Raw genomic sequence first — 25,452 nt, forward strand, 5'->3', positions numbered from 1 at the left:
TGGGGACGGTGGTCATCGGCGGCGGCCCTTGCGGGTGGCGCGGGTGGTGAGCTCCTCGTAGGCGGGGGCGTCACCGGAGCGGACGCGGCCCCACGCACGCGTGAACAGCTCGGCCACCGGGACCAGGGGCACGGCGCGCACATGGGGGCGGACCGGGTAGAGGCTCTCCTTCCAGATCTCCACCGGCAGCGCGGGGGACTTCAGGTCGAGCCAGCCGCAGGGCAGGAACAGGGTGCGGCCGGCGCGCGGCCGTTTGGCCTCCACGACCAGGTCGCTCGCCGCGAGTTCGGCGCAGGCCTTCTTCATCCGGGCGGGCTTCCAGCCGGTCCACCGGGCGCAGTTGCGGTCCGTCGGGTCCGGAAGGGCCAGCAACTGGAGGTAGAGCGCCGCCGCGTCCTGGCCCAGGCCGTGCTGCGCGGCGACCTCGCCGACCAGGCCGGGCACGCTCACGTTCGGGTCCTGGGCGTAGCCGGACGGTCCACGTGGATCGGTCCCGGCCGCGAGCGCGTCGGCGAGCTCCTGGCCGAGGAGCGTCCGCAGGGCCCGTATGCCCTGGCCACGGCCCGGCCCGACGAGCCCCTCGACCAGCTCGAACACGGGGTCGTCGGGGCCGCCGAGCGCGCCGGGCCGCACCAGGACGGTCTCCTGGTCGCCGTACCAGGGCCGCAGCACGAGCGCCTCGCCGGCGTGCGTCAGACCCTGCTCGTCGGCGCCACCGGTCGCGGGCAGTCCGTAGGCCTTGCGCAGCTCGACGGCGGTCGAGGAGCCCTTGTCCGTCCAGGCGATGTCCAGTTCGAGCAGCAGCCCCGGATCGGCGACCCGGCGGCGCAGCGCGGCCAGGCTCGCCGGCAGGACGGCCCGCAGCGGGTGCCCGTACGGCAGGGAGTAGGCGAGCCCGGCCAGGGCGGCCACGCCACGCGTCAGGTCGTACCGGCCGGGCAGCGCCGTGGGGTCCTCCGCGACGAGATTGCCGTCCTTGTCCGTCCGCTGGACCGTGGTACGGCTGATCCACGGGGTGAGCCGGGGATTGAGGATTTCCTCGGCCGACCCGGTGGGCAGGCCGTCCAGGGTGAGTTCTCCGACGAGGTCCTCCGGCAGCCGGACGACTCCGGCGAGCCGCTCGGCCCACACCCGCTGCGCCGCCCCGGTGTCCGGCCCGGACGTCCACAGATCGCCGGGGGCCTGGGGCAGCAGCGCACCGACGAGTGCCGCCCGGTCGCCACTGTCGACCGACGTCAGCAGCGTGTCCCCGAGCTGCTTCTGACGCGGCTTCAGCCCGGTGGCGGCGATCACCTCGTCGGTGAGCTGGGGCGGCTTGCCGGCGAGCAGCAGCGCCGCCTGCACGGGCCCCAGGCCGCCGTCCGTCGCCGCGGCCAGTGCGGCGGGCGCCTCCGGCTGCCAGGGGGCCGGACCCTTGTCCCGGACGAGCCCGGTGACGGCCGCCAGCGCGTCCGCGGGGAACACCGCCGGATGGGCGCTCTCGCGCACCAGAGTGAAGTGGGCGATCGCGCCGAACGCGGCGGCGGGGTCGTGGTCCAGGGCGAGCCAGTGCACCCGCCCGGCCTGCCGGTCGAGGCTCTGGCAGCCGAGGACGACGACGGTACGGCCGTCCCGGCGCAGCACCTGGCCGATCCGCTCCTGCTTGTCGTGCGGTTCGCTCAGCACGACCTGGCGCAGCGCGCCGGAGGGCGTGGCCAGGGGCCCGTCGGCGATCGCCTCGAGCAGCAGGAGCAACGCCTCGCGGTGCTCCACGGTGACCGTGGGGGCGGCGGCGCGGTAGGCGAGCGGGCGCAGCACGTCCAGCACGGGCGTCCACACCAGGCCGATGCCCGGAACGGTGAACTCGTCGCTGCGCCAGCCGTCGGCGCCGCCGGCCGGCCGTGAGGCCTCGGGCAGCGGCTTGCCGTCGGCCGGATTCCCGGACAGCACGTGGTTCACGGCGCGGATCTGCCGCAGCGCGGTCCAGCGTGTCTCGCTGCCCCACCAGCCGTGCAGTTCGGCCAGGCCGGCGGTGGCCTCGCGCAGTGTCTGGTCGTCGCCGTGCTCGGGCGCGAGATCCGCGAACATGCCGCGGACCCGGCTGCTCTCCGCCTTCGGGCGGACGACCGGAGGCGCCACGAACGCGGCGGTCGACTCCGCGAGCTGGAGCACCGCGCGCACGAGTGCGGCGACGCCCACGACGAGCCTGCTGTCGCCGAGGGCGGGCAGGGAGCGGGACACGATCTCCTGGACGACCTCGTCGGCCGTCGGGACCACGGCCCGGCTCGCCTCCGTTCCGTCGACCGCTCCTGCCGCGGCCAGCTTCGCCCGCCGCACGGCGAGCGCCTGCGTCGCGTCTCGCACGATCCCGTCGGCCTGCTCGTCGGTCAGCGCACGCAGGACGGCCGACGCGCGCTCGTCGCGAGGGCGCAGCGCGTGCCAGAAGTCGACCGGCGGGACGAACCGGGTGCCAGCGGCGAACTCGCCGCCGCGTTCCATCGGCGTCACCCGGCCCAGTTCCCCGGCGGCGGAGGTGTCGTCGCCCGCGTACAGGGCGATCTGCCGGTGCAGACGGACCGCGACGGGTTCGGCCCCGCCGGGCAGCCGCAGCGCACCGAGCAGGACACCCGGGGCCCGGCCGTCTGCCCAGGGCAGGGTGACGGTCCGGCCGTCCGGCGTGCCGGCGACCGTACAGGCCTCGGCGCCCTCGCCCCGGGTGCGCACCCAGCGGCCGAGGACCGTGCCGTCCGTTCCGAACGGGCTGTGCTCCAGGCCCGGTTGGAGCGGCAGCACTTGGCACTCCTCCTGCACCAAAGTGGCGTCCTCACGGATGCCGGACCGCAGGAACGCGGGCAGCGAGGCCCGCCCGTGCGTGCCGGTGGCCGGGTCGTACTCGAGCCACACCTGCTGCCGGCCCTGCCGGCCCTGACGCCAGTACGAGGTGCCGTCGCCGATGACGCGGCGGCCGGCGGGCAGCACGGTGTCGCCCGCGTGCAGGGTGCGCCCGCCGCAGGCCCGGCCGCCGCCGGGCAGCGGGATCGAGGGGGTGCCGGCCTCGCTGCCGCCGTACCAGTAGTGGGGGATCTGTTCGCCGCCGAGCGTGAACACGTCGGCCGGGCGGGCGGACCAGTAGCCGAACTGCTTGCCCTCGTGCCGCCACATCACCAGCAGTTCGCCGTCCGTGAAGCGGAACGACGGACGATGCCAGCGGTCCGGGGTCACGGGCAGCCGCAGGTCGTGCTCCAGCAGGATCTCCTCCGGGCCGACGACGAACACCTTGTGCTCACGGGAGACGATCAGCGCGGGCCACGCCTCCTGGACGGTCATCGGGTTCTCGTGGTCGCTGCCGGCCCTGGTCTCGGCGTCGATCCGGCGCAGCGCCTCGTCGAGCGCGGGCCAGCCCAGTTCGTCCAGGACGCCCGCGCGCAGCGTGTGCCCGAGCAGCGGCGCGACCTCGCGCGCGGCGACCGCGGCCACGGCCGCCGGACCGACCCGGGCGGCCACCGAGCGGAAGGGGCGCAGCCGTTCCAGCGCCGCCCGCGCGGCGGGCAGGCCGACCGCCGAGGTCAGCTCCCCTGCCGCGTCGTCCAGCCACTCCCGCAGTACGTCGCTGAGCACGGGGTGGGCGGCCAGGCCCTCCAGGACCTCGGGCGCGGGGCGGTAGCCGCCCACGGTGCCGATGTCGGTGTACAGCAGCCGCCGGAAGCGCGGGTCCGCCGCGGTCGCCGTCAGGTCGCGCCGACCGGGCCTGGGTTCGCGCAGCCAGCGGTCCAGGGAGAGGAAGACGACCTGGTCGGGGCCGGGCAGGGCGAGCGGCACGCCCTGCGCCACGCACAGGTCCAGCAGATCGAGGTCGGCGCCGGCGTGCCAGCGGCCGGTGCACAGGTCGACCGGACGGCCCTGGTCGCGCAGCCGGGGAGCCATGCGCTCCACGAGGGCGAGGGTGGCCGGAGAGCGGTCGCTGACGTTGCCGCCGTGCTTGCGGTGCAGGGCCCACCGGCCGAGCCAGTCCGCCGCGTCCACGTCCGCCGCGTCCACGTCGGTCGCCGTCTCACCGGTCAGGAGCAGGTCGGCCCCGCACTCCGCGAGCAGCGCGAGCCAGAACTCGTCGTCCTCGACGGAACGGCCCAGCCCGGCCGGCATGATCTCCAGCAGTCGTCGGCGCACGTCGGGCCGACGCTCGGCGAGGACGGCGAGCGTCGACCGGTAGGCGTTCCAGAAGGACGCGGGGGCCCGGACCGCCGCGGGCGAGGCGAGCAGGTCGGCGACCAGGGCGCACTCCTCGGTGACCCGGTCCAGGCCGGCGGCCTTGATCAGCCCGCGCGCGTCCTGCGGCAGGGACGCGTACGGCGGCATCCCGGCCGCGCAGCGCTCCACGGTCAGCTGCCGGAACTGCGCCCAGGCGGCGGCCGGGTCGAGCCGTGCGGCGAGGGCCCTGACGTGTTCCTTGAGCGCCTTGACCGTCAGCGCGCCGGCGAAGGCGAACTCCAGGAACACGGCCCGCTGCCGTTCCTCGTCCACCTTCAGCGCGTGCACCCGCTCGGCCTCGCGGGCCTTGCCGAAGAAGGCGGAGGCGTACGTCGTGTTCTCGTGCTGGAGGAAGACGCGGGCCGCGTGCTCGTAATAGGTGGGCAGGAAGTGCGGCACGGCCCGGCCGAGCCGGGCGCCGAGCTCCTCGAAGCCCTCCTTGGCGGTGCCAGGGCGGGACTTGGCCTGCCGCGCGAGCCGCTCCACGTCCTTGACCAGCGCCAGCGCGTGGTGGCCGTTGGCGGGGTCGTTGACCAGTGCCCAGGCCGGGAACCCGAGCGTCTCCCGGCGGACCTGGCCGACCTCGGGGGTCTCCTCCTCCCGGACCAGTCCGAGGAAGTCCAGGGCCAGGTCCTCGGCCTCACCGAGGGTGCCCGGCACGAGCCGCACGATCCTGCGGTCGTCCAGCGCGGGATGGCCGTACGTGCGGACGGTGAGGGTGTCGGCGTCCTCGCGGGTCGTGCTGGCCGGGGGCAGGACCGCGCCCGCCTCGAGCAGCGCGGCCGCGGTGGCCTCGTCGTAGGTCGTCATGCCGCCCGCTCCTCGTCCTCGATGTCGCGCCCGGCGTACAGCGCGGCCGCCATGCGCATGCCCTCCGACCAGGCCACTGGCCCGACCTGACCGAGCTTCAGCGTGCGGCCCGCGGAGTCGGTGAACACCAGCGGGCCGGTCTCCGCCTCCTCATAGCCCTCGTAGTCGCCCACCCAGACGCGGCCCTCGACGGTGCGGCCGTCCTCCAGAACGGAGACGACCGCGTGGCCGCCCCGCACGCGGTAGCCGAGCTGGGTGACGCGGCCGTGCAGGAACCGCTGTTCCTTGAAGGCGCCGCCCGCGTACTCCTCGACGGACGTGCCCTGCGCGTCGAGGGTGGCGGGCCGTTGCCACACCTCTCGGAAGAGCTGCTGGGCGCGCTGCTCGACGCCGAGTTCGACGGCGAACTCCCGCAGCTCCTCCAGGTCGTCGAGGAGCACGGGGTGCGGGAGCCGGACGAGCTCGGGGGTGATGCGGACGGTGTCGCCGTCGAGGTCGACCAGGCCGAGGCCGCGTTCGGGGTCGGCGTCCCGCAGGAAGCCCGCCACCTCGCCGTCGGCCCCGGTGACGACGAGGTCGCGCAGGGCCGCCTGCCAGGCGGGGTCGGGCCACACCCGGGCGACGACGGCGAAGGGCACCGGCAGCGAGCGCACCATCCACCGCTCCACGTCGGCCAGACACCGGCGCTCGTGCCGCTCCAGCCACTCGACGAGCTGACGCAGACCCACCACCGCCGGCTCGTCGGCGATCTTGGGCGGCACGGACTTCAACCGCCGACCGGCCGCGTTGCGGCACACCACCTTGCCGTCGTCTAGGGCGACTTCGTAGTCGCCGGCCGACACCCACCCCATGCGTGCCTCCCGCACCCGCTGTGATCAAGTGACGGGAACTGTAGATCAGGCCACTGACAACGGGGTTCCGGAGGCGGGGGGACGGCGGGTGCGCCGAGGGGCGGCGGGGTGAAGTGCCAGGTCAACGCCGTACAGCCGGCCTCTCGGCGGGACCCGGCCGCCGTCCGCGCGAAGCGCGGTTCCGGTCATGGAAGAGGGCGCCGCGGCTGGGGAGCGTCAGTGTGGGGGAGGCGGTGGCGGGGCCTCGGCGAACGGTCCCGGCCGTAGGGGAGCGCCGGGCATCCGGCCTCACGGCCGCCCGTAACCGCGGACCGGTCGGCGTCCGCCGGCCGGTCGGCTCAGCCCTCGACCCAGCCGTGGTTCTTCGCGAACTGCGCGAGCCCGGTCCGCACCTGGAGGATCTGCTCACCGGTGAGCGAGGGCGCCGCCGTCAGCAGCGCCTCGGTGACGTCCCGGGTGAACTCCTCCGTGCTGAGCACGTCGCACAGGACGTCGTCGTCGGCGGCCAGGGGCTTGCCGTCCGCGCCCCGCGCGAGCCGCACCCCGGACGCCTTCGGACCGCGCTCGCCGTCCTCGATCTCGAACTCCACCACGATGCCCCGGCGGACCTGGGACTCGGGCATCAGCATGTCGTTGACGTGCAGGAAGACGTCCTCCCCACCGTCGTCGGGCGCGATGAACCCATAACCGCGCTGACTGTCGAAGCGCACCACACGACCGGCAACCATCCCAACCCCCAGCAACCTCGAAACACCCACGTCGGTGAACCTGCCCAGATCGTAGTCAAAGCGACGGTCTCCGGGCGACTCCCGGTCGGTCACCGGGCGACATACGGCGTGGTCAGCGGCGCCGTCACGGCCTGGACCGCCGGATGCGGGGCGTTCCGCCGCCATACCGGGCGCACGGCGACGGGCTCGTCGTCCCGTGCCGGCCTGCCGGGGTCAGGACTGCGCGCGCTCCGCGTTGCGCTTCTTGATGCGGACCGTCTCCTTGCGGACCTCGGCCTGCGTGGCGCGCTCCTTCTCCAGCCACTCCGGCCCGGCGTCCTTGATGGCCTCGATCTCCTCGGTGGTGAGCGCCTCGGTCACCCCGGCGCGGGCCAGGCCCGCGATGGAGACGCCCAGCTTGGCCGCGACCACCGGGCGGGGGTGCGGTCCGGTCTCGCGCAGCTTCCGCAGCCACTCGGGCGGGTTCGCCTGGAGCTCGTTCAGCTCGGCGCGCGTGACGACGCCCTCCTGGAACTCGGCGGGCGTGGCGGGGAGGTGCACACCCAGCTTCTTCGCCGCGGTGGCGGCCTTCATCGTCTGGGTGTTCGCTTGCGACTTCATGCAGTCCAGGGTATCGGCCGCTGCGGAGAGCGCCGACCACAGCCGGTAACCTGGCGGAATGACCGACTCGGCGGACTCCCTCTCGTTCCGGCTCGCGTACGTCCCCGGAGTGACGCCCGCCAAATGGGTGCGGATCTGGCGGGAACGCCTGCCCGACACCCCTCTCACCCTCCTTCAGACGACCCCCGCCGGGGCGGTCGACCTCTTGCGCGAGGGCGGCGCCGACGCGGCGTTCGTACGCCTCCCGGTGGACCGTACGGTGTTCAGCGCCATCCCTCTGTACACCGAGACGACGGTCGTCGTGGTCCCCAGGGACCATGTGATCACCGCGGGCGAGGAGATCACCCTGGACGACCTCGCCGACGAGGTGGTCCTGCACCCCCTGGACGACGTCATCGGCTGGGAGCGGCCGCCCGGCGAGCCCGCCTTCGAGCGCCCCGCGACCACCGAGGACGCCGTCGAGCTGGTCGCGGCGAACATCGGCGTCCTGGTCGTCCCGCAGTCCCTGGCCCGTCTGCACCACCGCCGCGACCTGACCTACCGCACGCTCGTCGACGCCCCCCAGTCGGAGGTCGCCCTCTCCTGGCCGCAGGACGCGACCACCGACCTGGTCGAGGACTTCATCGGCATCGTCCGGGGCCGCACGGTCAACAGCACCCGGGGCCGCGCACCGCAGGCCCCGGCGGCGCAGACGAAGAAGGACGAGCGGCGAAAGCCGCAGCCGGGCGGTGCCCCGCGCAAGAGCGCGGCCGGGGGAGCCGGCGCACGCGGCCGCAGCGGCGGCGCGAAGAGCGGCGGAGCCAAGGGCGGCGCCGGCGGGCGGCGCGGCACCGGCGGCGGCAAGCCCCGCCGCCGGTCGTAGCGCCCCCGTCACGGACCGCGTCAGGGGACGTACGTCGCCCTGCGCGCGGTGTCCACCGCCTTCTCCGCGTCGCCCGCGCCGAGCCGCCCCTCGGCCACCCACGCGTCCACCACCTTGCGCACCCGCGCCACCAGCGCCGGCTTCCCGCCGAACGGAGCCGCCGCCCACACCTCGTCGAGCAGGGTGACGCCGTCCGCCCGCGCCGGGTTGGCGACTCCCGAGTCGACGTTCCCGAAGACGATCCGCGGCTCCGCCCGCCGTATGTAGGCGTGCGTCGGGGCCTCGGAGCCCTCGAAGAACGGGGCGAACTCGGTGCCGTCGAGCGTGAAGTGCAGTGGCTTCCCGCCGACCGGCGCGAGAGAGGGCAGCAGGTCCCCGGAGAGGGCCGCGTTGCGGTAGAGACCGAACTTGAGCAGGGCGGTGGCGGGGTTGCGCGCGACGAGGTTGAACGGGCCGTGGAACAGGGTCTGCAGCGACGGGTCGTCGAGCGCCTTCTCCACCCGCAGCCGGAACGGCGTCGCCACCCGGACGACGTCCCCGTCGCGCCAGGTCCGCGACACCGTGAAGTAGCTGCCGGGCGTAGGCGTGCCGTCGACCGTGCGCCCGTTGACCGTCACCCGGAAGCCGGCCGTCGCCCAGGACGGCACGCGCAGCCTCAGCGCGAAGGCGGCCGTGCGTCCGCGGACGGTGAGCGTGCTGCCCTGCTCGCGCGCGAAGTCGGTGCGCTGCGCGAGAGTGACGCCCTTCTCGGCCCAGGTCAGCGTGGAGGGACTGTAGAGGTTGACGTACAGCGCGCTGCCGTCGGCCGCCTTGAAGTACACCGAGTCCTGGTACTTGGTGGCGCTCTCCATGCCGGTGCCCTCGCAGCACGTCGTGCCCTGCTTGGGCGTGTAGTCGCGCACATGGCCCGGTGTGAGCCCGATGAAGTACGTGACCAGCGGCTTCTCCGCGTCGGCGGTGTCCTGCTTGGAGCCGAGGACCTGGTTGTACAGGGCCCGCTCGTAGTAGTCCATGTAGGCCGGGTCCTGCTCGTGGAAGAACAGCGTCCGGCTCAGTTTCAGCATGTTGTACGCGCAGCAGGTCTCGGCCGTGCTCGCGCCGATCGTGCCCGCGATGACGTCCCGCGCCTTCCAGAACTCACCGGTGCTGGTGCCGCCGATGCCGTACATGCGGTGCGGTACGACCATGCGCCAGAAGTTCTTCGCGGCGGTGAGGTAGCGCTCCTCGCCCGTCGCGTCGTACAGCCGGACGAGACCGGTGAAGATCGGGATGTGCTGGTTGGCGTGCAGCCCGTCGAGGACGTCGGTGTTCGCGGCGCACGCGTCGATGAGCCGGTCGAGGTCGAACAGCCGGGCCAGAGCGAGGTGTTCGGCCTTGCCGGAGATCGCGTGCAGATCGCAGACCGCCTCGACGATGCCGCCGAACTCCCCGCTGGAGAAGAGGCCCCACATGCGCTGGAGCGTGGCCGCGGGAAGCCTGGACAGCCGCGAGTGCATCCAGTCGCCCATCCCGGACGCCAGGTCGAGCGCGCGGTCGTCGTCGGTCGCGAGATAGGCGTCCAGGAGACCTCTGAGGATCTTGTGGGCGGTGTAGTAGGGCGCCCAGACCCTGGTGTAGTCGCTGCCGGTCATCGACTCCAGCTGGATGAACTGCGTCTCCGGGTAGGCCGCCAGGAACCCGGGATGGCTCGGCCCGCCCCAGGTGCGGCGCAGGGTGGCCGTCAGACCGCGGCCCGAGGCGTCGGCGAACGTGCCCCCCGACGTCTCCTCGAAGGCGTAGGAGACGAGGTCGCCGGCGGCCCGGCCGGTCTGCAACGCCGCGACCTCGGAGGCGGTCAGCGCGCGCGACCAGGCGTCGAAGCCGCCGAAAGCGCCCGCGAAGACGGGGTCGGAGGCGTAGTGGGACCGGCCGAGCCAGTGGTCGGCGAGCGCGCCGAGAGCGGCCGGAGTGAGGGACATGGCGGTGTTGCGGGCCACGGCCGTGCCGTCGACGTAGAGGGTCCCGGTGCCGCCCGCGAGGGTCACCGCGAGATGACTCCACCGGCCTATGGCGAGCGGGGCGGCGCCGTCGAGCCCCTGCTCCCCGCCCGCACCGCTGCTCGTGATGGCGAACCGGGGCACTCCGCTCGCGTTGCGGGCGGCCAGGTACAGGTACCGGGTCGTGTCGTCGCCGAAGTCGAGGATCCGGGTCCAGGCGGCGTCATGGGCGGGTTTCACCCATGCGGCGAGGGTGAGCTCCGTGGCGCCGCCGAGGACGCCGGCGGGCAGGTCGACGTACCGGTAGGAACCGCGGACGTTCTCCGCGGCCGTGCCGAACTTCCCGTCGACGCTCAGGACGGCGGGGTCGTGCCGCAGGGCTTCGCGCACTTCGGTCAACGCGCCGATCGCCGTGCGGATCCTGTCGGCGAACACCTGGTCGCCCGTGCTCGCGTACGCCTGGGCCAGCATCGTCATGAAGTGACCGGTGTAGTGGCCGCGCAGGTTGCCGTTGGCCTCCCCGTCCAGACCCTCCCAGCCGCCGGGCGCGACCGCGCCGAGCGTGGACAGGCCGGCGTTCGCGCGGAAGACCTGCAGCAGCCGGTTCACGTCGTAGCCGCGGGCGTGGTCCAGCATCAGCTGCCGCTTGGCGGCGAAGACGCCGGGCCCGAGCGCGACGGCTTCCAGGGGGAAGGGCTGGAGGGTCTGGGCCCCCGACGGCGGGAGGGATGCCGCCGAGGCCGGGCCGACCGCAGCGGCGGCCGGCCCGGGGACGGCCGCCGCGAGCATCGCGCTCCGCAGAAGGGTTCGTCGGGTGAGGGGCGGTGCCATGGGTGCTCCTCCGGTCCACGGGTGATCGAGATCGCCACCCCTGGGTTCGATATTGCGAACGATGTGCGGAAGGTCGACCAGACGTTAGAGGGGGCGGACAGCGGCGTCAACGGTCCGGGCGGGAACGAAAGTTGCGGACGGGGCCGCTACCTCGCGACGGTCCGCCCGATCGACTCCACCAGCGGCAGCAGCCGGTACGGCACCCGCTCGCGCAGCGCCACCTCGGTGCGGGTGCGGACCACGCCGGGCAGGCTGATGAGCTTCTGGATCACATCCTCCAGATGCTCGTTGTCGCGCGCCACGACCCGGGTGACGAGGTCGCCGCCGCCGGTGATGGAGAACGCCTCCACGATCTCCGGTACGGCGGCCAGCGCGTCGCCCACGTCGTCGAGGTGGCCCTGGGTGACCTCGATGTGCACGAACGCGAGCACCGGGTGGCCCAGTGCGGCGGGGGAGAGCGACGGGCCCGTGCCGGTGATCACGCCGTCGCGCTCCAGCCGGTCCAGGCGGGCCTGCAGGGTGCCGCGTGCGACGCCGAGAAGGCGGGCGTACTCCCGCAGGCTCGTCCGCGGCCGCTCCAGCAACAGACGCAGGATGCGGGTGTCCAACTCGTCCACGGCCATGCTGCCGAGCCTCCTCGCGCGTACCTGATCAGCGCCGACTGTACCCATGGCCTGCCGGAGCCGGGCTCACCCGGGCCGGTGGCGCAGCGGTGGGCCGTTGGCCGACTGACGGCAAGGAGAAACGTGATCGGGATGGGCCAATGGACCAGTCCCAGCGGCCTCTGTTGAACCAGAGGCCCGCCGGATGGTGAGATGGCCGGGTCGATGGCGCTGCGGACTCCGCGGCGCCTTTCTCATGTCGTCACGCGCCGTGCCGCACGGCGCGGAACATCAGGGTGGGGAAAGGGGCGGGCAGCTTGCTGAAGAGGGCGTTCGTGGCACCGGATCCGGGGCGGGTGCGACTGCGGTTCGCCGCCCGGGCCGTGCTCGGCATCGGGCTCGCCGTCGTCTCGTGCGGACTGGCCGGGCAGTCGCTGGCGGCGGTCGTCACCGGCGGTCTCGCCGCGCTCCTCGCCCTGTTCACGGTGACCGACGCCACCGTGCGCGGGCAGGCCGTGACGACCGTGCTGCTCCCGGTCGTCGGGCTGCCGGTGCTCGCGCTCGCGGCCTTCCTGCACGACCAGCCCGTCGCTCGTGACCTGGCCTTCCTCGCCATCGTGGGGGCCGGGGTCCACGCCCGGCGCTGGGGCCCGCGAGGTCATGCGCTCGGGGTGTTCGCGTTCATGACCTTCTTCGCCGCGCAGTTCCTGCACACCGTCCCGGGCCTGCTGCCGCAGCTGTACGCGGCGGTCCTGCTGTCGCTGGGAGCCGCGTCCGCGGTGCGGTTCGGGCTGTGGTGCTACGAGCGGCGCACGCCCGCGCCGGTGGCCGTCGCCCCGCCGACCGGCGGCACCGGGCTCGCGCGGATCACCAACCGCCAGGCGGTCCAGGCGACCGTGGCCGCGGCCCTCGCCCTCGTCGCCGGGCAGGCGCTGTCCGACCAGCGCTGGTACTGGGCCGTGGGCGCCACCTGGTGGGTGTTCGTGAACACCGCCTCACGCGGTGAGACGCTCGTACGCGGCTTCAGGCGCTTCCTCGGAACCGTCATCGGGATCGTGCTGGGCCTGGTCGTGACCGTGCCCCTGCACGGGGAGCCGGTGGCGACCGCCGTGATCGTGGCCGTGAGCGTCTTCGGGATCTTCTACTCGGCCGCCGTCTCTTACACCTGGATGATGCTCGCCGTCACGGTCCTCGCGGGCGCCCTGTACGGCCTGCTCGGCCTGCTCGATCCCGCCCTGCTCGCCCTGCGCGTGACCGAGACGGCCGTGGGGGCGCTGGGGGCCGTGCTGGCGGTGCTGCTGGTGCTCCCGGTGACCACGCACTCCGTCACCGACGCCTGGGTGGAGCGCGCGTTGCGCTGTGTGCACGCCTGCACCGCCGAGGCCGCCGCCCGGCTCGCGGGTTCCCCGACGGCGGACCCTGCCCTGCGGGTGGCCGAGCTGGAGCAGATCCTCGCCCGGGTCCGCCTGTCGCTCGCGCCGCTGGTCCATCCGTTCAGCCCTCTGCGGGCGCGCAAGGACCGGGCCCGGCGGGTGCTCGCGCTGCTCGACGACTGCGCCCGCGAGGTGCGCGGTCTGGCCCGCGTCGCGGCGGACCCCGAGGCGTCGCACGACACCCGGCTCGTCGCCGCCTGCTGGCGCGTGGAGGCCGCGGTCGAGGCGCTCACGGCGCCGCCGGCCGACGGCGGGCGTCGCCTCGCGCCGGCCGCCTCCGTGCCGCACGGCGCCCCGGCCGAGCCGATGCTGGCCCACCTGCACGCCCTGGAACAGGCCCTCCTGGAACTCGCCGTGCCCCTTCGCCGTGCCGACCGAGCCCCCGTGGGCGCCTGACCGACCGCGCGCCGCCCGGACGAGTGAGCGTGGCTGGTCTAGACCGCTGGTGATCGACTGCTACCGTCACCCGCAGCGGCAGCGTCAGCAGCGGCAGCGGCGACCCGGAAGGGGACAGCGGTGGCAGACCTCGGCGGAAGGCGACGGCGGGCGTTCATCGGCTCGTTCACAGCGGCGGGAGGACCCGGGATCGTGGCGGCCGAGGTGGATCCGGCCAGTGGTGCGCTGACCGTCCTGAGCAGCGTGAACGGTGTCCCGGACCCCTCCTACCTGGCCCTGTCGGCCTCCGGCGGGACGCTGTACGCGGTCAGCGAGACGGCGGACGGCGCCGTGGCCGCCTACCGGGTGACCGGCGACGTGCCGGAACAGCAGGGCCCGCCGGTACCGGTCGGCGGCAGCGGGCCCACCCACCTCAGCGTGTTCGACGGCTACGTCCTCACCGCCAACTACGGCTCCGGCAGCGTCACCGCCGTCCCGCTCCGCCCGGACGGCACCCTCGCCCGCGTCGCCTCCGGCGTGCTGCGGCACACCGGCTCCGGCCCGCACACGAGACGCCAGCAGGGCCCGCACGCCCACCAGGTGCAGCCCGACCCCAGCGGCCGCTGGGCGGTCAGCGTCGACCTGGGCACGGACTCCGTGCGGGTGTGCGCCCTGCGCGACGGCAGCCCCGTCGTGCACCGGGAGCACGCGCTGCGCCCCGGCTCCGGCCCGCGCCATCTGGCCTTCCACCCGCACGGCCGGTACGCCTACGTGGTCAACGAACTGACCCCGACCGTCACCGTGTGCCGCTGGGACGCCGCGGACGGCTCGCTGAAGCCGCTGGCCGAGGCCGCCGTACTGCCCGGCGCCCCGGCCGGGGACGCCTATCCCTCGGGCCTCGTCGTCTCGCCCGACGGCCGGTTCGTATGGACGGCGACCCGGGGCGAGGACGTGCTCTCCGTGTTCGCCGTGGAGGGCGACGGGGAGGCGCTGCGGCTGGTCGGCACGGTGCCCAGCGCCGGGCACTGGCCCCGGGCCGTCGCCGAGTGCGGCGGCTTCCTCTACGTCGCGAACGAGCGCTCCGGCGACGTCACCTGGTTCACCCTGGACCCGGCGACCGGGCTGCCCCGGCGCGGCGGCTCGATCGAGGTCCCCGCGGCGTCCTGCGTGGTCCTCGGCTGACCCGTCCGGCCGTCGTGCGACTTCGAGTCGTGGGACATGGCCTCGTGCCACATCGCGCGAAGGGCCCGCTCCTCACCCGGAGCGGGCCCTTCGCCACTCATGGCGTCCTAACGGCTGGGTCAACGGACCGGCGCGCCCTGCGGCTGCGGCGGGGCGATGCCGAGGGCCGTCGTGTACTTGCCCAGCGCGAGCTTGCCGATGGCCGGGTACGGGCCGAGCGCCTCGGCGGCGGGGCAGTCGGCCTCGCGGGCCGCCTCCGCGATCAGCGTGGCGTCGATCTCGGGACCGATCAGGTACGGCGCCAGCGCCAGCTGCTGCGAGCCGGAGGAGCGCAACTGCTCGGCGACGGAGGCGATGGAACCCTCCTGGTCGAGAGCGGCGGCCATGACCGGCACGGCGAGGCGAGCGGCGAGCAGCATGCCGGTGATCCCGGCGGCCTGCACGGCCTCCTCGCCGCCCACGGAAGCCAGGATGATGCCGTCCGCGGCCGTCGCCACGGTGAACAGCCGGGCACGGTCCGCGCGGGCCAGACCCGCCTCGGACAGCCGCACGTGCAGCGCCTCGGCGAGCAGCGGGTGCGGGCCCAGCACATCGGTCAGCTCGGCCGCGATGCGGCTCTCCATGACGGCCTGGCGGACCTGGCGCAGCAGCGCGCTGTCGGGGCCGGCCAGCAACGGCACGACGACGGCGACCGGGCCGTCGGGCTCCTTGACGTCCAGACCGGCGGCACGGGCCTGCTCGAAGCGCGCGGTGCGCTCGTCGGCGGCGTACGCGAGCACGGACTGCAGGGTGGGGAATTCGGTGTCGTCCCCGTCGAGGTAACCGATGCGCGCGTCGAGGCCGGGGAGCTCGGAGCGGGCGATGCTCACGATCTCCTCGGCGAGGCCGCGGGTGGCCGGGCCAGGCGTGCCCGGCACCGCGAGGACGAGCGCGGGCGCGCCCTCGGGAGCCGCCAGAGGCTCGGGTCGGCGGTGCCGCCCGGGCTGGCGAGGTCGCGGCATTCGTACTGGCAGGCCGGACGCGGGCCCAGTGGGGGAGCTCATGGCGTGGCATGTTACTGGCTTCTTGGGCTCCCCTGTTCGGGGAGGGTGCACGTGAGCGGTATCCGTCCGGTTTTGTCTGATGAGTTACGTACGGATCAGAAGTGATCAGCGTGTTTTCCGGGCGACTTGCCCGCGGAGAGAGTAATCACCCTTTTGGGGTGTGACGTACGTTCGCTGCGCGTGACGCATTACGCGTGGCGCACCACCGAGAGCAGTGTTTCCTGGTACGGCAGCGTGAACGTGTCCGTCGCCAGGGCGACGGCGATCCGCACGGCCCCGTCCAGCGGGTCGCCCTCGGCGGGCACCAGCCGGGCGTGCGGCAGCCGCACGGTCAGCTCCTCCTCCACGGGCACGACAAGGGGAGCGCCGATGGCGAACAGGCCGCCGGTGAGGGCGATCCGCGGCTCTCCGCCGGGCGGGCACACCGCGGCGGCCGACTCCGCCATGTGCCGGGCCGCCGCTCGCAGGATGCCGGCGGCGACCGGATCGTCCTGGGCGCAGGAGGCCACCCGCGGCGCGAACGAGGCGAGGACGGCCGGGCGGTCGGAGCGCGGGTAGAGCAGCCCGGGGAGCCCGGTCATCGGGCCGAACCGCTCCTCGGCGCGGGCCAGCAGTACGGCCGAGCCGCCGGGACGCCCGTCGTACGCGCGCAGGGCGGCTTCCAGCCCGGCCCGCCCGATCCAGGCGCCGCTCCCGCAATCGCCCAGCAGATGCCCCCAGCCGTCCGCGCGCTGCCACGCCGTCAGGTCCGTTCCGATCGCGATCAGCCCGGTGCCGGCGGCCACCACGGCCCCCGGCCGTGAACCGAGCGCCCCGGCATAGGCGGCGACGGCGTCGGCGACGAGGGCCGTCGTACGGACACCGAACTCCCTCGCCAGGGCGACCGGGAGCTCGGCGCGCAGCGCGTCGCCCAATGTGCCGAGCCCTGCCGCGCCCACGACGGCCGTGACCGGCGGCGGAGCGCCCGTCTCGGCCGTCAACGCCCTCACCAGGGGTGCCAGTTGCGTCAGCAGGTCACCCGGGTCGATGCCCCGTCCGCCGGTGCGTACGGGCACCGGCGACGTGCGCCGGCCCAGGGCGCCCTGCTCGGCGGTTCCCAGCGCGACCCGCAGCCCGGAACCGCCGGAGTCCACGGCGAGGATGCCGGAGCCGGTCACGGCGCCGGCGCCCGGACCGGTGTCGGCGGTCACGGCAGCGGCCGGTCCGCCGACGGGGAGCCCTGCCGACTGTGCGGGTCGTCCGAGTGTCCGGCCGAGTGCGCGGTCGAGTGTCGGGCCGATCGTTGGGTCGTCCGTCCGGCCGAGGGACCGGGACGAGGGGCAGGCCTGCGGGGCGGCCTCGGCGGAGCGGTTTGATCACCGGATGCGACACGTTCCCCTCGTTGCGGGCGGCCGACCGCGCGATCCGGGGCGATCGGTTCGCGGACCTGGACGAGGAGGAGACTAGCGGGCCCGGGGGCGGCCCTCGGAGCCCCGGCTTCCCTCGTATGCGGCGTGCCGTTGCGTGCCAGTAGAGTGACGCGCCGTGGCACCACGACCTCTGCATGAACTTGTCGAAGCGGGCTGGGCGAAGGCCCTCGACCCCGTGGCCGAACGCATCGCCGCCATGGGCGACTTCCTCCGCGCCGAGATAGCTGCGGGCCGGACCTACCTGCCGGCCGGGGCGAACGTCCTGCGCGCCTTCCAGCAGCCCTTCGACGACGTCCGCGTCCTGATCGTCGGCCAGGATCCCTACCCCACGCCGGGGATGGCGATCGGGTTGAGCTTCGCGGTCTCGCCGCAGGTGCGTTCGTTGCCGGGAAGCCTGGAGAACATCTTCCGGGAGCTCCATACGGACCTCGGTCTGCCCCGGCCCTCGAACGGCGATCTGACGCCGTGGACCGAGCAGGGCGTGCTGCTCCTCAACAGGGCGTTGACGACGGCGCCCCGCAAGCCGGCCGCGCATCGCGGCAAGGGCTGGGAGGAGGTAACCGAGCAGGCGATCCGGGCGCTGGTGGCCCGCGGCAAGCCGCTGGTGTCGGTGCTGTGGGGCAGGGACGCCCGCAATCTGCGGCCGCTGCTCGGGGACCTTCCCGCGATCGAGTCCGCCCATCCGTCCCCGATGTCGGCGGACCGTGGCTTCTTCGGTTCACGGCCCTTCAGCAGGGCGAACGACCTGTTGGTCGGACAGGGCGCCCAGCCGGTGGACTGGCAACTGCCCTGAGCACAGCCACAGATGCGTCCCCTCGCTCGGCGTCGCGCTGCCGGGCGGGGTGAGGAGCAGGCCGAAGAGCCGGGCCAGGCGTCTCACGCACGGCACAGCACCCGCCTCGGCCTGACGGCGGACCGCGCGGGCCGAGGCGCGCGCACGCCGTGCGGCAGCGTTGCCGGGACCAGGAAGGAAGACCCGACGCACCGGAGGGCCGGGGCCGGGCCGGACGGGCGCCGGCCGTGCCCGGGCCGCCCTATCCGACCACCGCGGCCCGCACGCACAGCACGTCGGGCAGGTGCGAGGCCAACTGCCGCCAGCTGTCGCCGTCGTCGGCGGAGGCGAACACCTCGCCGTTGCGGTTGCCGAAGTACACGCCCGCCGGGTCCGCGTCGTCAGTGCACAGCGCGTCGCGCAGGACCGTGCCGTAGTGGTCCTCCTGCGGCAGGCCCGCGGTGAGCGGCTCCCAGCTCTTGCCGGCGTCCGCCGTACGGAAGACCCGGCACCGGTGACCGGCGGGCACCCGGTCGGCGTCGGCGTTGATCGGGAACACGTACGCGGTCTCCCCGCGGGCCGGGTGGGCGGCGACGGCGAAACCGAAGGTGGAGGGCAGACCGGCGCCGATGTCGGTCCAGTGTCCGCCCGAGTCGTCGCTGCGGTACACCCCCCAGTGGTTCTGGAGGTAGAGGCGGTCCGGGTCCGCCGCGTCTCTGGCGATCTTGTGCACGCACTGGCCGAACTCCGGGTTCGGGTCCGGCAGGAACACCGCCGAGACCCCGGAGTTGGAGGGCTCCCAGCTCCCGCCCCCGTCGGTCGTGCGGAACACCCCTGCCGTCGACACCGCCACGGTCACCGCCCGCGGGTCGCGCTTGTCGGTGAGGACCGTGTGCAGGCCCTCTCCGCCACCGCCCGGCACCCACTTCGAGCGGGTGGGGTGCTCCCACAGCGGGCGGACCAGTTCGAAGCTCTCCCCGCGGTCCTCCGAGCGGTACAGCGCGGCCGGCTCCGTGCCCGCGTACACCACGTCCGGCTCGGCCGCCGCCGGGTGCAGCTGCCACACCCGCTCCAGCGAAGCATTGGTGTCCTGCGGGAACCTGACGGCCGGGCTGGCCGGTTCGGTCCAGGTCCGGCCGAGGTCGTCGGAGTGGAACACCGACGGCCCCCAGTGCGCGCTGTCGCCGCCGGCCAGCAGCCGCGGGCGGTCGCCGCGGGTGTCGACGGCGACCGAGTAGATCGCCTGTGCGTTGAAGTAGGGGGTTTCGTCGAACTCCCATGAGCTGCCACGCCGACGCCCGATGAACAGGCCTTTGCGCGTGCCGACGGCGAGCAGTACCTCGGTCATGCCGATCACCTCCGCGGTGACTTCGACGTCCTTGTCCCAGACACCGGCCAGTCTGCACCCCGCCACTGACAGTCACCTCCGGAAACGCCGTCGCCGCAGGTCACGGCCGGGGCGGCGGGTCGTCACCGCATGACATCGGCCACTTTCCCCGGGACGCCTGCGCGGGCGCCGGGGCCCATGGGACCGTCGGGACGGGGGACTCGCCTGAGCATCGGGCCCGCCCGCCCCGTATGGGAGGGCGGCCGGGATGTTCATGTGCTCATGAGGAGGCAGCCTTCGATGGCGTTCCGTGGTCCGAGGGTGTGGCTGTGGCGTTGGCGGCGCAACCCGCTCAAGCGTCGCGCCGACACGGTGGAGTCCTGGGTCGTGCTCGGCGTGTGGGCGCTGACCGTCCTCGCCGGGGTGCTTGCGGGGTCGGCGACCGCGGGTTCGGTCGAACACGGTCTGGCGCGGGAACGCCTCGAGTGGCGGCCCCTCGTGGGGCGGCTGACCGAGCAGGCTCCGGGCAAGCCCGCGCCGAGCGGCTCCTCCAGCGGCGACCAGGTGTGGGCGAAGGTGGGCTGGACCGGGCCGGACGGCTCCAGGCACGCCGGCCAGGTCCGGGTCGGCCCCGGCAGCGCCGCCGGCACCCCGGTCACCGTCTGGACGGACCCGCAGGGCCGACTGGTGACCGAGCCCGCCAGCGCGTCGCAGGCCAGACTGCGCGCCTCCCTGGTGGGCGGCCTGGCCGGAGTCGGCGCGGCGAGCCTGCCCCTCGCCGGCGGACGCGTCCTGCGGGGCCGGCTGGAACGCCGGCGCGTGGAACAGTGGGACACCGACTGGGCCCGTTTCGACGCGCTCCGGGGCCGCCCGACGAGCTGACCGGCCTGTACTTGTAGCTGTAGCTGTAGCTGTAGCAGTAGCAGTAGCAGTAGCAGTACCTGTACCTGCAGGGGCGAGGCTGCGCTTCACGCCCCGGCGCGTCCCCGGCCCGCCGGTCCTGCGCGCCGGGCGTGCTCCGCGCGCGCTCCGGAACCTTCCGGCTCCGCGCGCGCTCCGGAACCTTCCGGCTCCGCGCGCGCTCCGGAACCTTCCGGCTCCGCACTGCGGAAGCCGTCCGCCTCCGTGCTGCGCCCGCCCTCCGGGCTAAGCACTGCGGAAGCGTCCGCCTGCGCACTTTGGAACCGTCCGCCTCCGTGCTGCGCAGGCCTCCGCCTGCGCGCCCTGGAAGTCCTCCGCCCACGTGCCTTCCATGTCCCCCTTCCGTCGTCCCGTCGTCCCCCCGTCCTCTCGTCCCCTCGGGCGCAGCCTCTGCGGGTTCTCGCCCGCGCAAGGTCGTGGCTTGTCTGTGCGCCGGTCAGCTCGGGGCGGGAAGGCCGCGCTCGAGGATCCCGTCGAGGTCGGCGCCGTCCGGGAGCGTGCCGAAGGCGTGGCCCCAGTCGCCGTCCAGCCGGGTGGCGCAGAAGGCGTCGGCGACGGCGGTCGGGGCGTGCCGCACCAACAGGGAGGCCTGGAGAGCGAGGGCCATCTGCTCCACCAGCCGGCGGGCGCCGGACGGTGTCGCCGTGGCGAGCCCGGACCTCAGTCGCGCGACGGCCGCGTCCAGCCGGGCGTCCGCCCCCTGGGCCAGGGCGAGTTCGGCGAAGAACGCGTCCGCGGTGGCCGGCTCCCGGGTCAACGCCCGCAGCACGTCGAGGGCGTTGACGTTGCCCGAGCCCTCCCAGATCGACAGCAGCGGCGCCTCGCGGTAGTGCCGCGGCATGCCCGAGTCCTCGACGTAGCCGTTGCCGCCCAGGCATTCCAGGGCCTCCGCGGTGAAGGCCGGACCCCGCTTGGTCACCCAGTACTTGCCGACGGCGGTGGCGATCCGCCGGAAGGCCCGTTCGGTTCCCTGGTCGTCGTCTGCGCGCACGGCCCGGTCGGCCGCTCCTGCCAGGCGCAGCGTGAGGGTGGTCGCGGCCTCGGACTCGAGCACCAGGTCGGCCAGGACATTGCGCATCAGGGGCTGGTCGAGCAGCCGCGCCCCGAAGGCGCTGCGGTGGCGCACATGGTGTCCCGCCTCGACGAGCGTCTTGCGCATCAGCGCCGCCGACATCATCACGCAGTCCAGCCGTGTGCAGTTGACCATCTCGATGATGGTCTTCACGCCCTGGCCCTCGGGCCCGACCAGCCAGGCCACGGTCCCGTCGAACTCCGGCTCGGAGGACGCGTTGGAGCGGTTGCCCAGCTTGTCCTTGAGCCGCTGGACGCGGAACGTGTTGCGGACGCCGTCGGGCAGCACCCGCGGCACGAGGAAGCAGGACAGGCCACCGGGCGCCTGCGCCAGCACCAGGAACACATCGCACATCGGCGCCGACGTGAACCACTTGTGCCCGCGCAGGGTGTACATCCCGGGCTCCGCCGTGGGCGCGGCCGTCGTCGTGTTCGTCCGGACGTCGGAGCCGCCCTGTTTCTCGGTCATCCCCATGCCGGCGAGCAGCCCGCGCTTCTGAGCCGGCACCCGCAGTCCCGGGTCGTACTCCCGGCTGGTCAGCAGCGGTTCGTAGACCGCGGCGAGCTCGGGCTGGCGGCGCAGGGCGGGGACGGCCGCGTAGGTCATCGACGTGGGGCAGCCGTGCCCGGCCTCCGTGTGGCCCCAGGCCAGACCGCCCGCCGTGCGCGCCACATGGGCGCCGGGCCGGTGGTCCGCCCAGGGCGCGCCCGCCTGTCCCTCGGCGACCGCGACCCGCATCAGCTCGTGCCAGCTCGGGTGGAAGTCGACCTCGTCGACCCGGTGGCCGTATCGGTCGTGCGTGCGCAGGACGGGTTCGTGCCGGTTGGCCAGGTCGCTCCACTCCTGCGCCTCGACGCCGCCGGCGAGCCGACCGATCCGGCGGACGTCCGGCTCCGCCCATCCGGCGCCCTCCCGGCGCAGCCCCTCCAGCAGCGCGGCGTCCTCGGAGGCGTCGTAGGGGGCCAGGGGCGGGGGCTGATTGGTGACCTCGTGGGTGACGTACGACGTGACCGGCGCGAGCGGCTCGGCCTGGGTCTGAGCCTGAGCCTGAGCCTGAGCCTGGGACGGAGCGTGACTCTGCTCCCGGGAGCCGGAGCCGGAGCCGGATTGGGGCTGGGGCTGGGGCTGGGACTGCGTGAGTGTCGGGGCCATGCCGACCATGTTGCACTCTGTCTACGGTTGTAGCAATAGTGCAATATCCGGGGCGCACGTACAGTACGTCCTCATGCGGATCAACGTGTCGGAGCAGCCCGGCGAGGTCGACCTGCCCCCGCTGTCCGCGCGGTCGGTGGTCCTGAGTCTGCTGCTGGGCGCGCATCCGCCCGAGCTGGCGGCGAAGGACCTGGTGCGCGGGGTGGAACCGTTCGGCGTGGGCGGCTCGACGGTCCGGGCCGCGCTGAGCCGGATGGTGGCGGCCGGCGACCTGCGCCGGACGGACGGCGTCTACCGGCTCAGCGACCGGCTGCTGGAGCGGCAGCGGCGGCAGGACGACGCCGTGCACCCCGACACGCGCGCGTGGGACGGCGACTGGGAGATGTCGGTGATCACCGCTACCGGCCGGAGCCCCGCCGAACGTGCCGAACTGCGCAGCCGGCTGAGCGTCCTCAGGCTCGCCGAGCTGCGTGAGGGCGTCTGGCTGCGGCCCGCGAACCTGGGCCGGCCCTGGCCCGCGGACCTGGGCGAGGTCCTCCAGCGTTTCACCACCCGCCCCCAAGCGCCCGCCCGCGACCTGGCCGGGAGCCTGTGGCCGCTCGACGCCTGGGCGCGGACGGCCCGGGCCCTGATGGCGCACGTCGAGGCGGCGCGGCTGCCCGCCGACCGTTTCACGGCCCTCGCCGCGGTCGTACGGCATCTGCTCGCCGACCCGGTGCTGCCCGCCGCCCTCCTCCCCGCCGACTGGCCCGGTGCGGCGTTGCGCACGCTGTACGACGGCTACCGGCAGGAGCTCTCCGCGGCGGTGCTGGGCCCGCGGCCGTAGCCGCGGTAGCCGCTGTCACCGTGACGGCCGGCGCGGAGCGCCGGTTGCGGCGGCCGTGCGAAGCGCCGTGCGGGGGACGCTTCGAACGGCCGCCTTCTCACCGTGGGGGAACCGGGGGCCTACCTGTAGGTGATGTCGGAGGACGAGTACCTGCAGTAGGTGCCGTCGGCGTCCGCGCCGTTCTTGGGCGGCTCCGCGCCGGTGTTGTTGCCGATGTACTTCTGGCACGGGACGATCTTCTTGCTGCTGTCCCCGACGATGGTGATCTTCCTCAGGGTCGCGCTGTCGCCGTAGTTGGTGTTGATGCCGACGAGCCGGCCGCCCTTGTACGTCGCCTCGATGGTGTTGAGGTTGATCGTGCGCTTGTACTGGCCGCTCTTGCAGTTGCCGCAACTGCGCACGAACGTCCCGAAGTTCTTCACGGCGAAGTTGGAGACGTTCAGCGTTCCGGCCCCGTTGAACTGGAACACCTTGTCACTGGCTTCTTTCGCCCCGCCGCCGGAGACGGTGTAGACGTTGGACGACGAGGAGCCCAGGAAGGTCGCCGCGTCCTCGCCGACGTCCTCCCACCAGACGTTCTGCAGCGTGCAGCTGCCCAGGCAGTGGATGCCGTCGGCGGCGGGCGAGCCGATGATCACGTTCTTCAGAACGGCTCCGGCGGCGAGTTCCAGGATCGGGTCCTGGCCCTCGTTCTGGCCGCCGCTGCCGAGGTCGCCGCTGCCGTAGAGGCGCTGCATCCCGTAGTCCTTGGTGCCGGAGACCTTGATGGTCGCGGTCACCGCCTTGCTGCTAGTGGGGGTGGGCCAGGTGGCCGCGCTCGCGGGGGTGAGCGCCCCGGTGGTCATGATCATGCCAATCGTGAGGCCGACGGCGGTCGGCCCGACGGTGAGGACGCGCCCGAGGGGGCGTCGGCGACTGTGCCAGGTTGCTGACGAAGGTGCTGGTGAAGCCATGTCCCGATGCCTTCTTCCGGATGGGGGACGGGGGATGGGGAGAGTGCTCCGGACGGTCAGAGCTTTCCGGCGCCCGCGCCGGACGTCACCGAGGCGATGACGGACGAGGCGGGCTCGGCGGTGTAGCCGTAGGGCGGCTTGGTGAACGTCCCGACCCGCGACACCTCGACAGCGGCCCCGCCGAGGTCGTTGCCGGTCAGGTTCGCGTAGCCGTCCACGTCGCTGTCGCGGTTCGTCGTGACCGCGACCGGCGTCGAGCGGAAGACGTTGTTCTCGACGAGCATCTGCGCGCCCATGCGCGAGTGGACGGCCGTCTCGGCCCCGACGACGTAGTTGTCGTAGAAGTGGCCGGTGCCGAAGCGCAGGCTGGGGATGCGCGAGTAGACGTCACTGAAGTGGTTGTGGTGGTACGTCACCCTCAAGTGGCCGGTGTCCTCGCCGGCGTTGTTGTCGCTGTGGCCGACGAGCGAGCCCTTGTAGTGGTCCTTGAAGGTGTTCCACGAGACCGTCACGTGGTCCGAGGCGTGGTTGACGTCCAGCAGGCCGTCGTAGTGGTCCTTGTCGTGATCGCGGTCGGCCGAGAAGGAGTTGTGGTCGATCCACACCTTGGTCGAGGCCTGGACCTCGATCCCGTCCGCCGGCTTCAGCGGCTTGCTGATGTTCAGGTGGCGGACGACGACGTTGGTGACCTTCTTCAACCGGAGCCCGCCCCCGGTGAACCCGGACGACGAACCGACGCCGAGGACCGTGGTGTTGGACCCGATGTCGACCTGACCGCTCAACGGGATGAGGCCGTTGACCCTCACGACCTTCGCGGTGCTGCCGGTCACCGCCGTTCTGAAGGCGGCCAGGGTCGAGACGGTGACCGCGGTGGCGCTGCCGCCGCCGGTGGTCCCCGCGCCGAACCCGATCGGGGCGCTCTCGGCGGCGCCGGCCGGCCGGGGGAGGGCCACGACCGCCGTCGTGGCGAGAGCGGCGGCCGCCGCGACGAGTGCGGACCTTTGCGCGTGTGTACGTGGGGGGCCTGTGCGCATTGCGGGTGCGTCCCTTCGGAAGGAAAGGGTCCAGGTACGTGAATGATGTGCGCCATGCTGAACGCCGTGCACGAGCAGACAGACGCTCTGTGGGGTAGTTCGATCGGCTCGGTCACACTGCTGAACGGAACGTAAGGGGCAAGCGCTTTCTGGTCAACGCTTTGCGCAGAACGCATCCGGCCACCCCGGACGGCTCCCGGCCAACCGGCGCGGCCGGACGGAGACGTGGTGTGGGAGCGCTTCCATGGCAGGCATGCGCATGCCACCATGCGATGCGGACGCTTCCCTTCACGCGCACCGACGAGAGGGCGAGTCGATGCCGACTCCACGCACGCGCACGTCCGTCGCCGGGCCGGCGCCGCTGCCGGTCTCCTGGGCCGGGCCGGTCCGTGCACGGGGCCCCGCCACGGCGACGGCGACGACGCCCGACCGGACCGGGCCGCTTCCCGGGCCCCTGTCCGCACCG

At 73.7% G+C, this 25,452-nt stretch carries 18 protein-coding genes; 6 read left to right on the forward strand and 12 right to left on the reverse strand.

Going from position 1 to position 25,452, the window contains the following annotated elements; translation table 11 throughout:
- Positions 1–12 precede the first annotated feature (12 nt).
- The 4 genes from ACZ7DE_RS23680 to ACZ7DE_RS23695 form a co-directional block, all read right to left on the reverse strand.
- Positions 13–5,037 (reverse strand): hypothetical protein, encoded by a 5,025-nt coding sequence (locus tag ACZ7DE_RS23680; RefSeq protein ID WP_470764288.1) that lies wholly within the window; start codon positions 5,035–5,037, stop codon positions 13–15.
- On the reverse strand, positions 5,034–5,888 hold the full coding sequence (locus ACZ7DE_RS23685; RefSeq protein ID WP_470764290.1) for a DUF4132 domain-containing protein: 855 nt from the start codon (positions 5,886–5,888) through the stop codon (positions 5,034–5,036). Before ACZ7DE_RS23685 ends, ACZ7DE_RS23680 begins: the two co-directional genes overlap by 4 nt.
- Before the next feature lie 338 nt (positions 5,889–6,226).
- Complete coding sequence (locus ACZ7DE_RS23690; RefSeq protein WP_470764292.1) at positions 6,227–6,616, reverse strand: cold-shock protein; 390 nt, start codon at positions 6,614–6,616, stop codon at positions 6,227–6,229.
- A gap of 213 nt (positions 6,617–6,829) precedes the next feature.
- Entirely contained in the window at positions 6,830–7,216 is a 387-nt protein-coding gene (locus ACZ7DE_RS23695; RefSeq protein WP_470764294.1) for a DUF5997 family protein, read from the reverse strand.
- Positions 7,217–7,274: 58 nt separating this feature from the next.
- Between ACZ7DE_RS23695 and ACZ7DE_RS23700 the strand changes: the two genes are divergently transcribed.
- Complete coding sequence (locus tag ACZ7DE_RS23700; protein ID WP_470764296.1) at positions 7,275–8,078, forward strand: LysR family substrate-binding domain-containing protein; 804 nt, start codon at positions 7,275–7,277, stop codon at positions 8,076–8,078.
- A gap of 20 nt (positions 8,079–8,098) precedes the next feature.
- Here ACZ7DE_RS23700 and ACZ7DE_RS23705 read toward each other — a convergent pair whose 3' ends face one another.
- Positions 8,099–10,885 carry a beta-L-arabinofuranosidase domain-containing protein gene (locus tag ACZ7DE_RS23705; RefSeq protein ID WP_470764298.1) on the reverse strand — a complete coding sequence of 929 codons (2,787 nt, stop codon included), beginning with the start codon at positions 10,883–10,885 and terminating at the stop codon, positions 8,099–8,101.
- A gap of 146 nt (positions 10,886–11,031) precedes the next feature.
- Complete coding sequence (locus ACZ7DE_RS23710) at positions 11,032–11,508, reverse strand: Lrp/AsnC family transcriptional regulator (protein WP_470764300.1); 477 nt, start codon at positions 11,506–11,508, stop codon at positions 11,032–11,034.
- A gap of 296 nt (positions 11,509–11,804) precedes the next feature.
- Between ACZ7DE_RS23710 and ACZ7DE_RS23715 the strand changes: the two genes are divergently transcribed.
- Together ACZ7DE_RS23715 and ACZ7DE_RS23720 are read left to right on the forward strand one after the other, a co-directional pair.
- Complete coding sequence (locus tag ACZ7DE_RS23715) at positions 11,805–13,316, forward strand: FUSC family protein (RefSeq protein WP_470764302.1); 1,512 nt, start codon at positions 11,805–11,807, stop codon at positions 13,314–13,316.
- A gap of 120 nt (positions 13,317–13,436) precedes the next feature.
- Complete coding sequence (locus ACZ7DE_RS23720) at positions 13,437–14,477, forward strand: lactonase family protein (protein WP_470764304.1); 1,041 nt, start codon at positions 13,437–13,439, stop codon at positions 14,475–14,477.
- A gap of 119 nt (positions 14,478–14,596) precedes the next feature.
- On the opposite strand, the gene ACZ7DE_RS23725 is transcribed toward ACZ7DE_RS23720, so the two are convergent.
- Together ACZ7DE_RS23725 and ACZ7DE_RS23730 are read right to left on the reverse strand one after the other, a co-directional pair.
- A complete protein-coding gene (locus tag ACZ7DE_RS23725; RefSeq protein ID WP_470764305.1) occupies positions 14,597–15,520 on the reverse strand; it encodes a sirohydrochlorin chelatase in 924 nt (307 codons plus the stop codon).
- A 188-nt stretch (positions 15,521–15,708) separates the two neighbouring features.
- Complete coding sequence (locus tag ACZ7DE_RS23730) at positions 15,709–16,710, reverse strand: N-acetylglucosamine kinase (protein WP_470764307.1); 1,002 nt, start codon at positions 16,708–16,710, stop codon at positions 15,709–15,711.
- A gap of 334 nt (positions 16,711–17,044) precedes the next feature.
- Between ACZ7DE_RS23730 and ACZ7DE_RS23735 the strand changes: the two genes are divergently transcribed.
- Positions 17,045–17,722, forward strand: a complete 678-nt coding sequence (locus tag ACZ7DE_RS23735) for a uracil-DNA glycosylase (protein ID WP_470764309.1) — start codon at positions 17,045–17,047, stop codon at positions 17,720–17,722.
- 241 nt (positions 17,723–17,963) lie between these two features.
- On the opposite strand, the gene ACZ7DE_RS23740 is transcribed toward ACZ7DE_RS23735, so the two are convergent.
- Positions 17,964–19,115 (reverse strand): WD40/YVTN/BNR-like repeat-containing protein, encoded by a 1,152-nt coding sequence (locus ACZ7DE_RS23740; RefSeq protein ID WP_470764311.1) that lies wholly within the window; start codon positions 19,113–19,115, stop codon positions 17,964–17,966.
- Positions 19,116–19,328: 213 nt separating this feature from the next.
- On the opposite strand from ACZ7DE_RS23740, the gene ACZ7DE_RS23745 reads away from it, so the two are divergent.
- Positions 19,329–19,910, forward strand: coding sequence for an Rv1733c family protein (locus ACZ7DE_RS23745; RefSeq protein ID WP_470764313.1), 582 nt, complete (start codon positions 19,329–19,331; stop codon positions 19,908–19,910).
- Positions 19,911–20,385: 475 nt separating this feature from the next.
- Here ACZ7DE_RS23745 and ACZ7DE_RS23750 read toward each other — a convergent pair whose 3' ends face one another.
- Complete coding sequence (locus ACZ7DE_RS23750) at positions 20,386–22,173, reverse strand: acyl-CoA dehydrogenase family protein (RefSeq protein ID WP_470764315.1); 1,788 nt, start codon at positions 22,171–22,173, stop codon at positions 20,386–20,388.
- Between the two features lie 73 nt (positions 22,174–22,246).
- Between ACZ7DE_RS23750 and ACZ7DE_RS23755 the strand changes: the two genes are divergently transcribed.
- Positions 22,247–22,999, forward strand: a complete 753-nt coding sequence (locus ACZ7DE_RS23755; RefSeq protein ID WP_470764317.1) for a PaaX family transcriptional regulator C-terminal domain-containing protein — start codon at positions 22,247–22,249, stop codon at positions 22,997–22,999.
- Between the two features lie 119 nt (positions 23,000–23,118).
- Here the strand turns inward: ACZ7DE_RS23755 and ACZ7DE_RS23760 are convergent, their stop codons facing one another.
- Positions 23,119–23,850, reverse strand: a complete 732-nt coding sequence (locus ACZ7DE_RS23760; protein ID WP_470764318.1) for a pectate lyase — start codon at positions 23,848–23,850, stop codon at positions 23,119–23,121.
- A 158-nt stretch (positions 23,851–24,008) separates the two neighbouring features.
- Positions 24,009–24,986, reverse strand: coding sequence for a pectate lyase family protein (locus ACZ7DE_RS23765; RefSeq protein ID WP_470764320.1), 978 nt, complete (start codon positions 24,984–24,986; stop codon positions 24,009–24,011).
- Positions 24,987–25,452: the final 466 nt, after the last annotated feature.

Source organism: Streptomyces sp. NPDC037083, assembly GCF_055606485.1.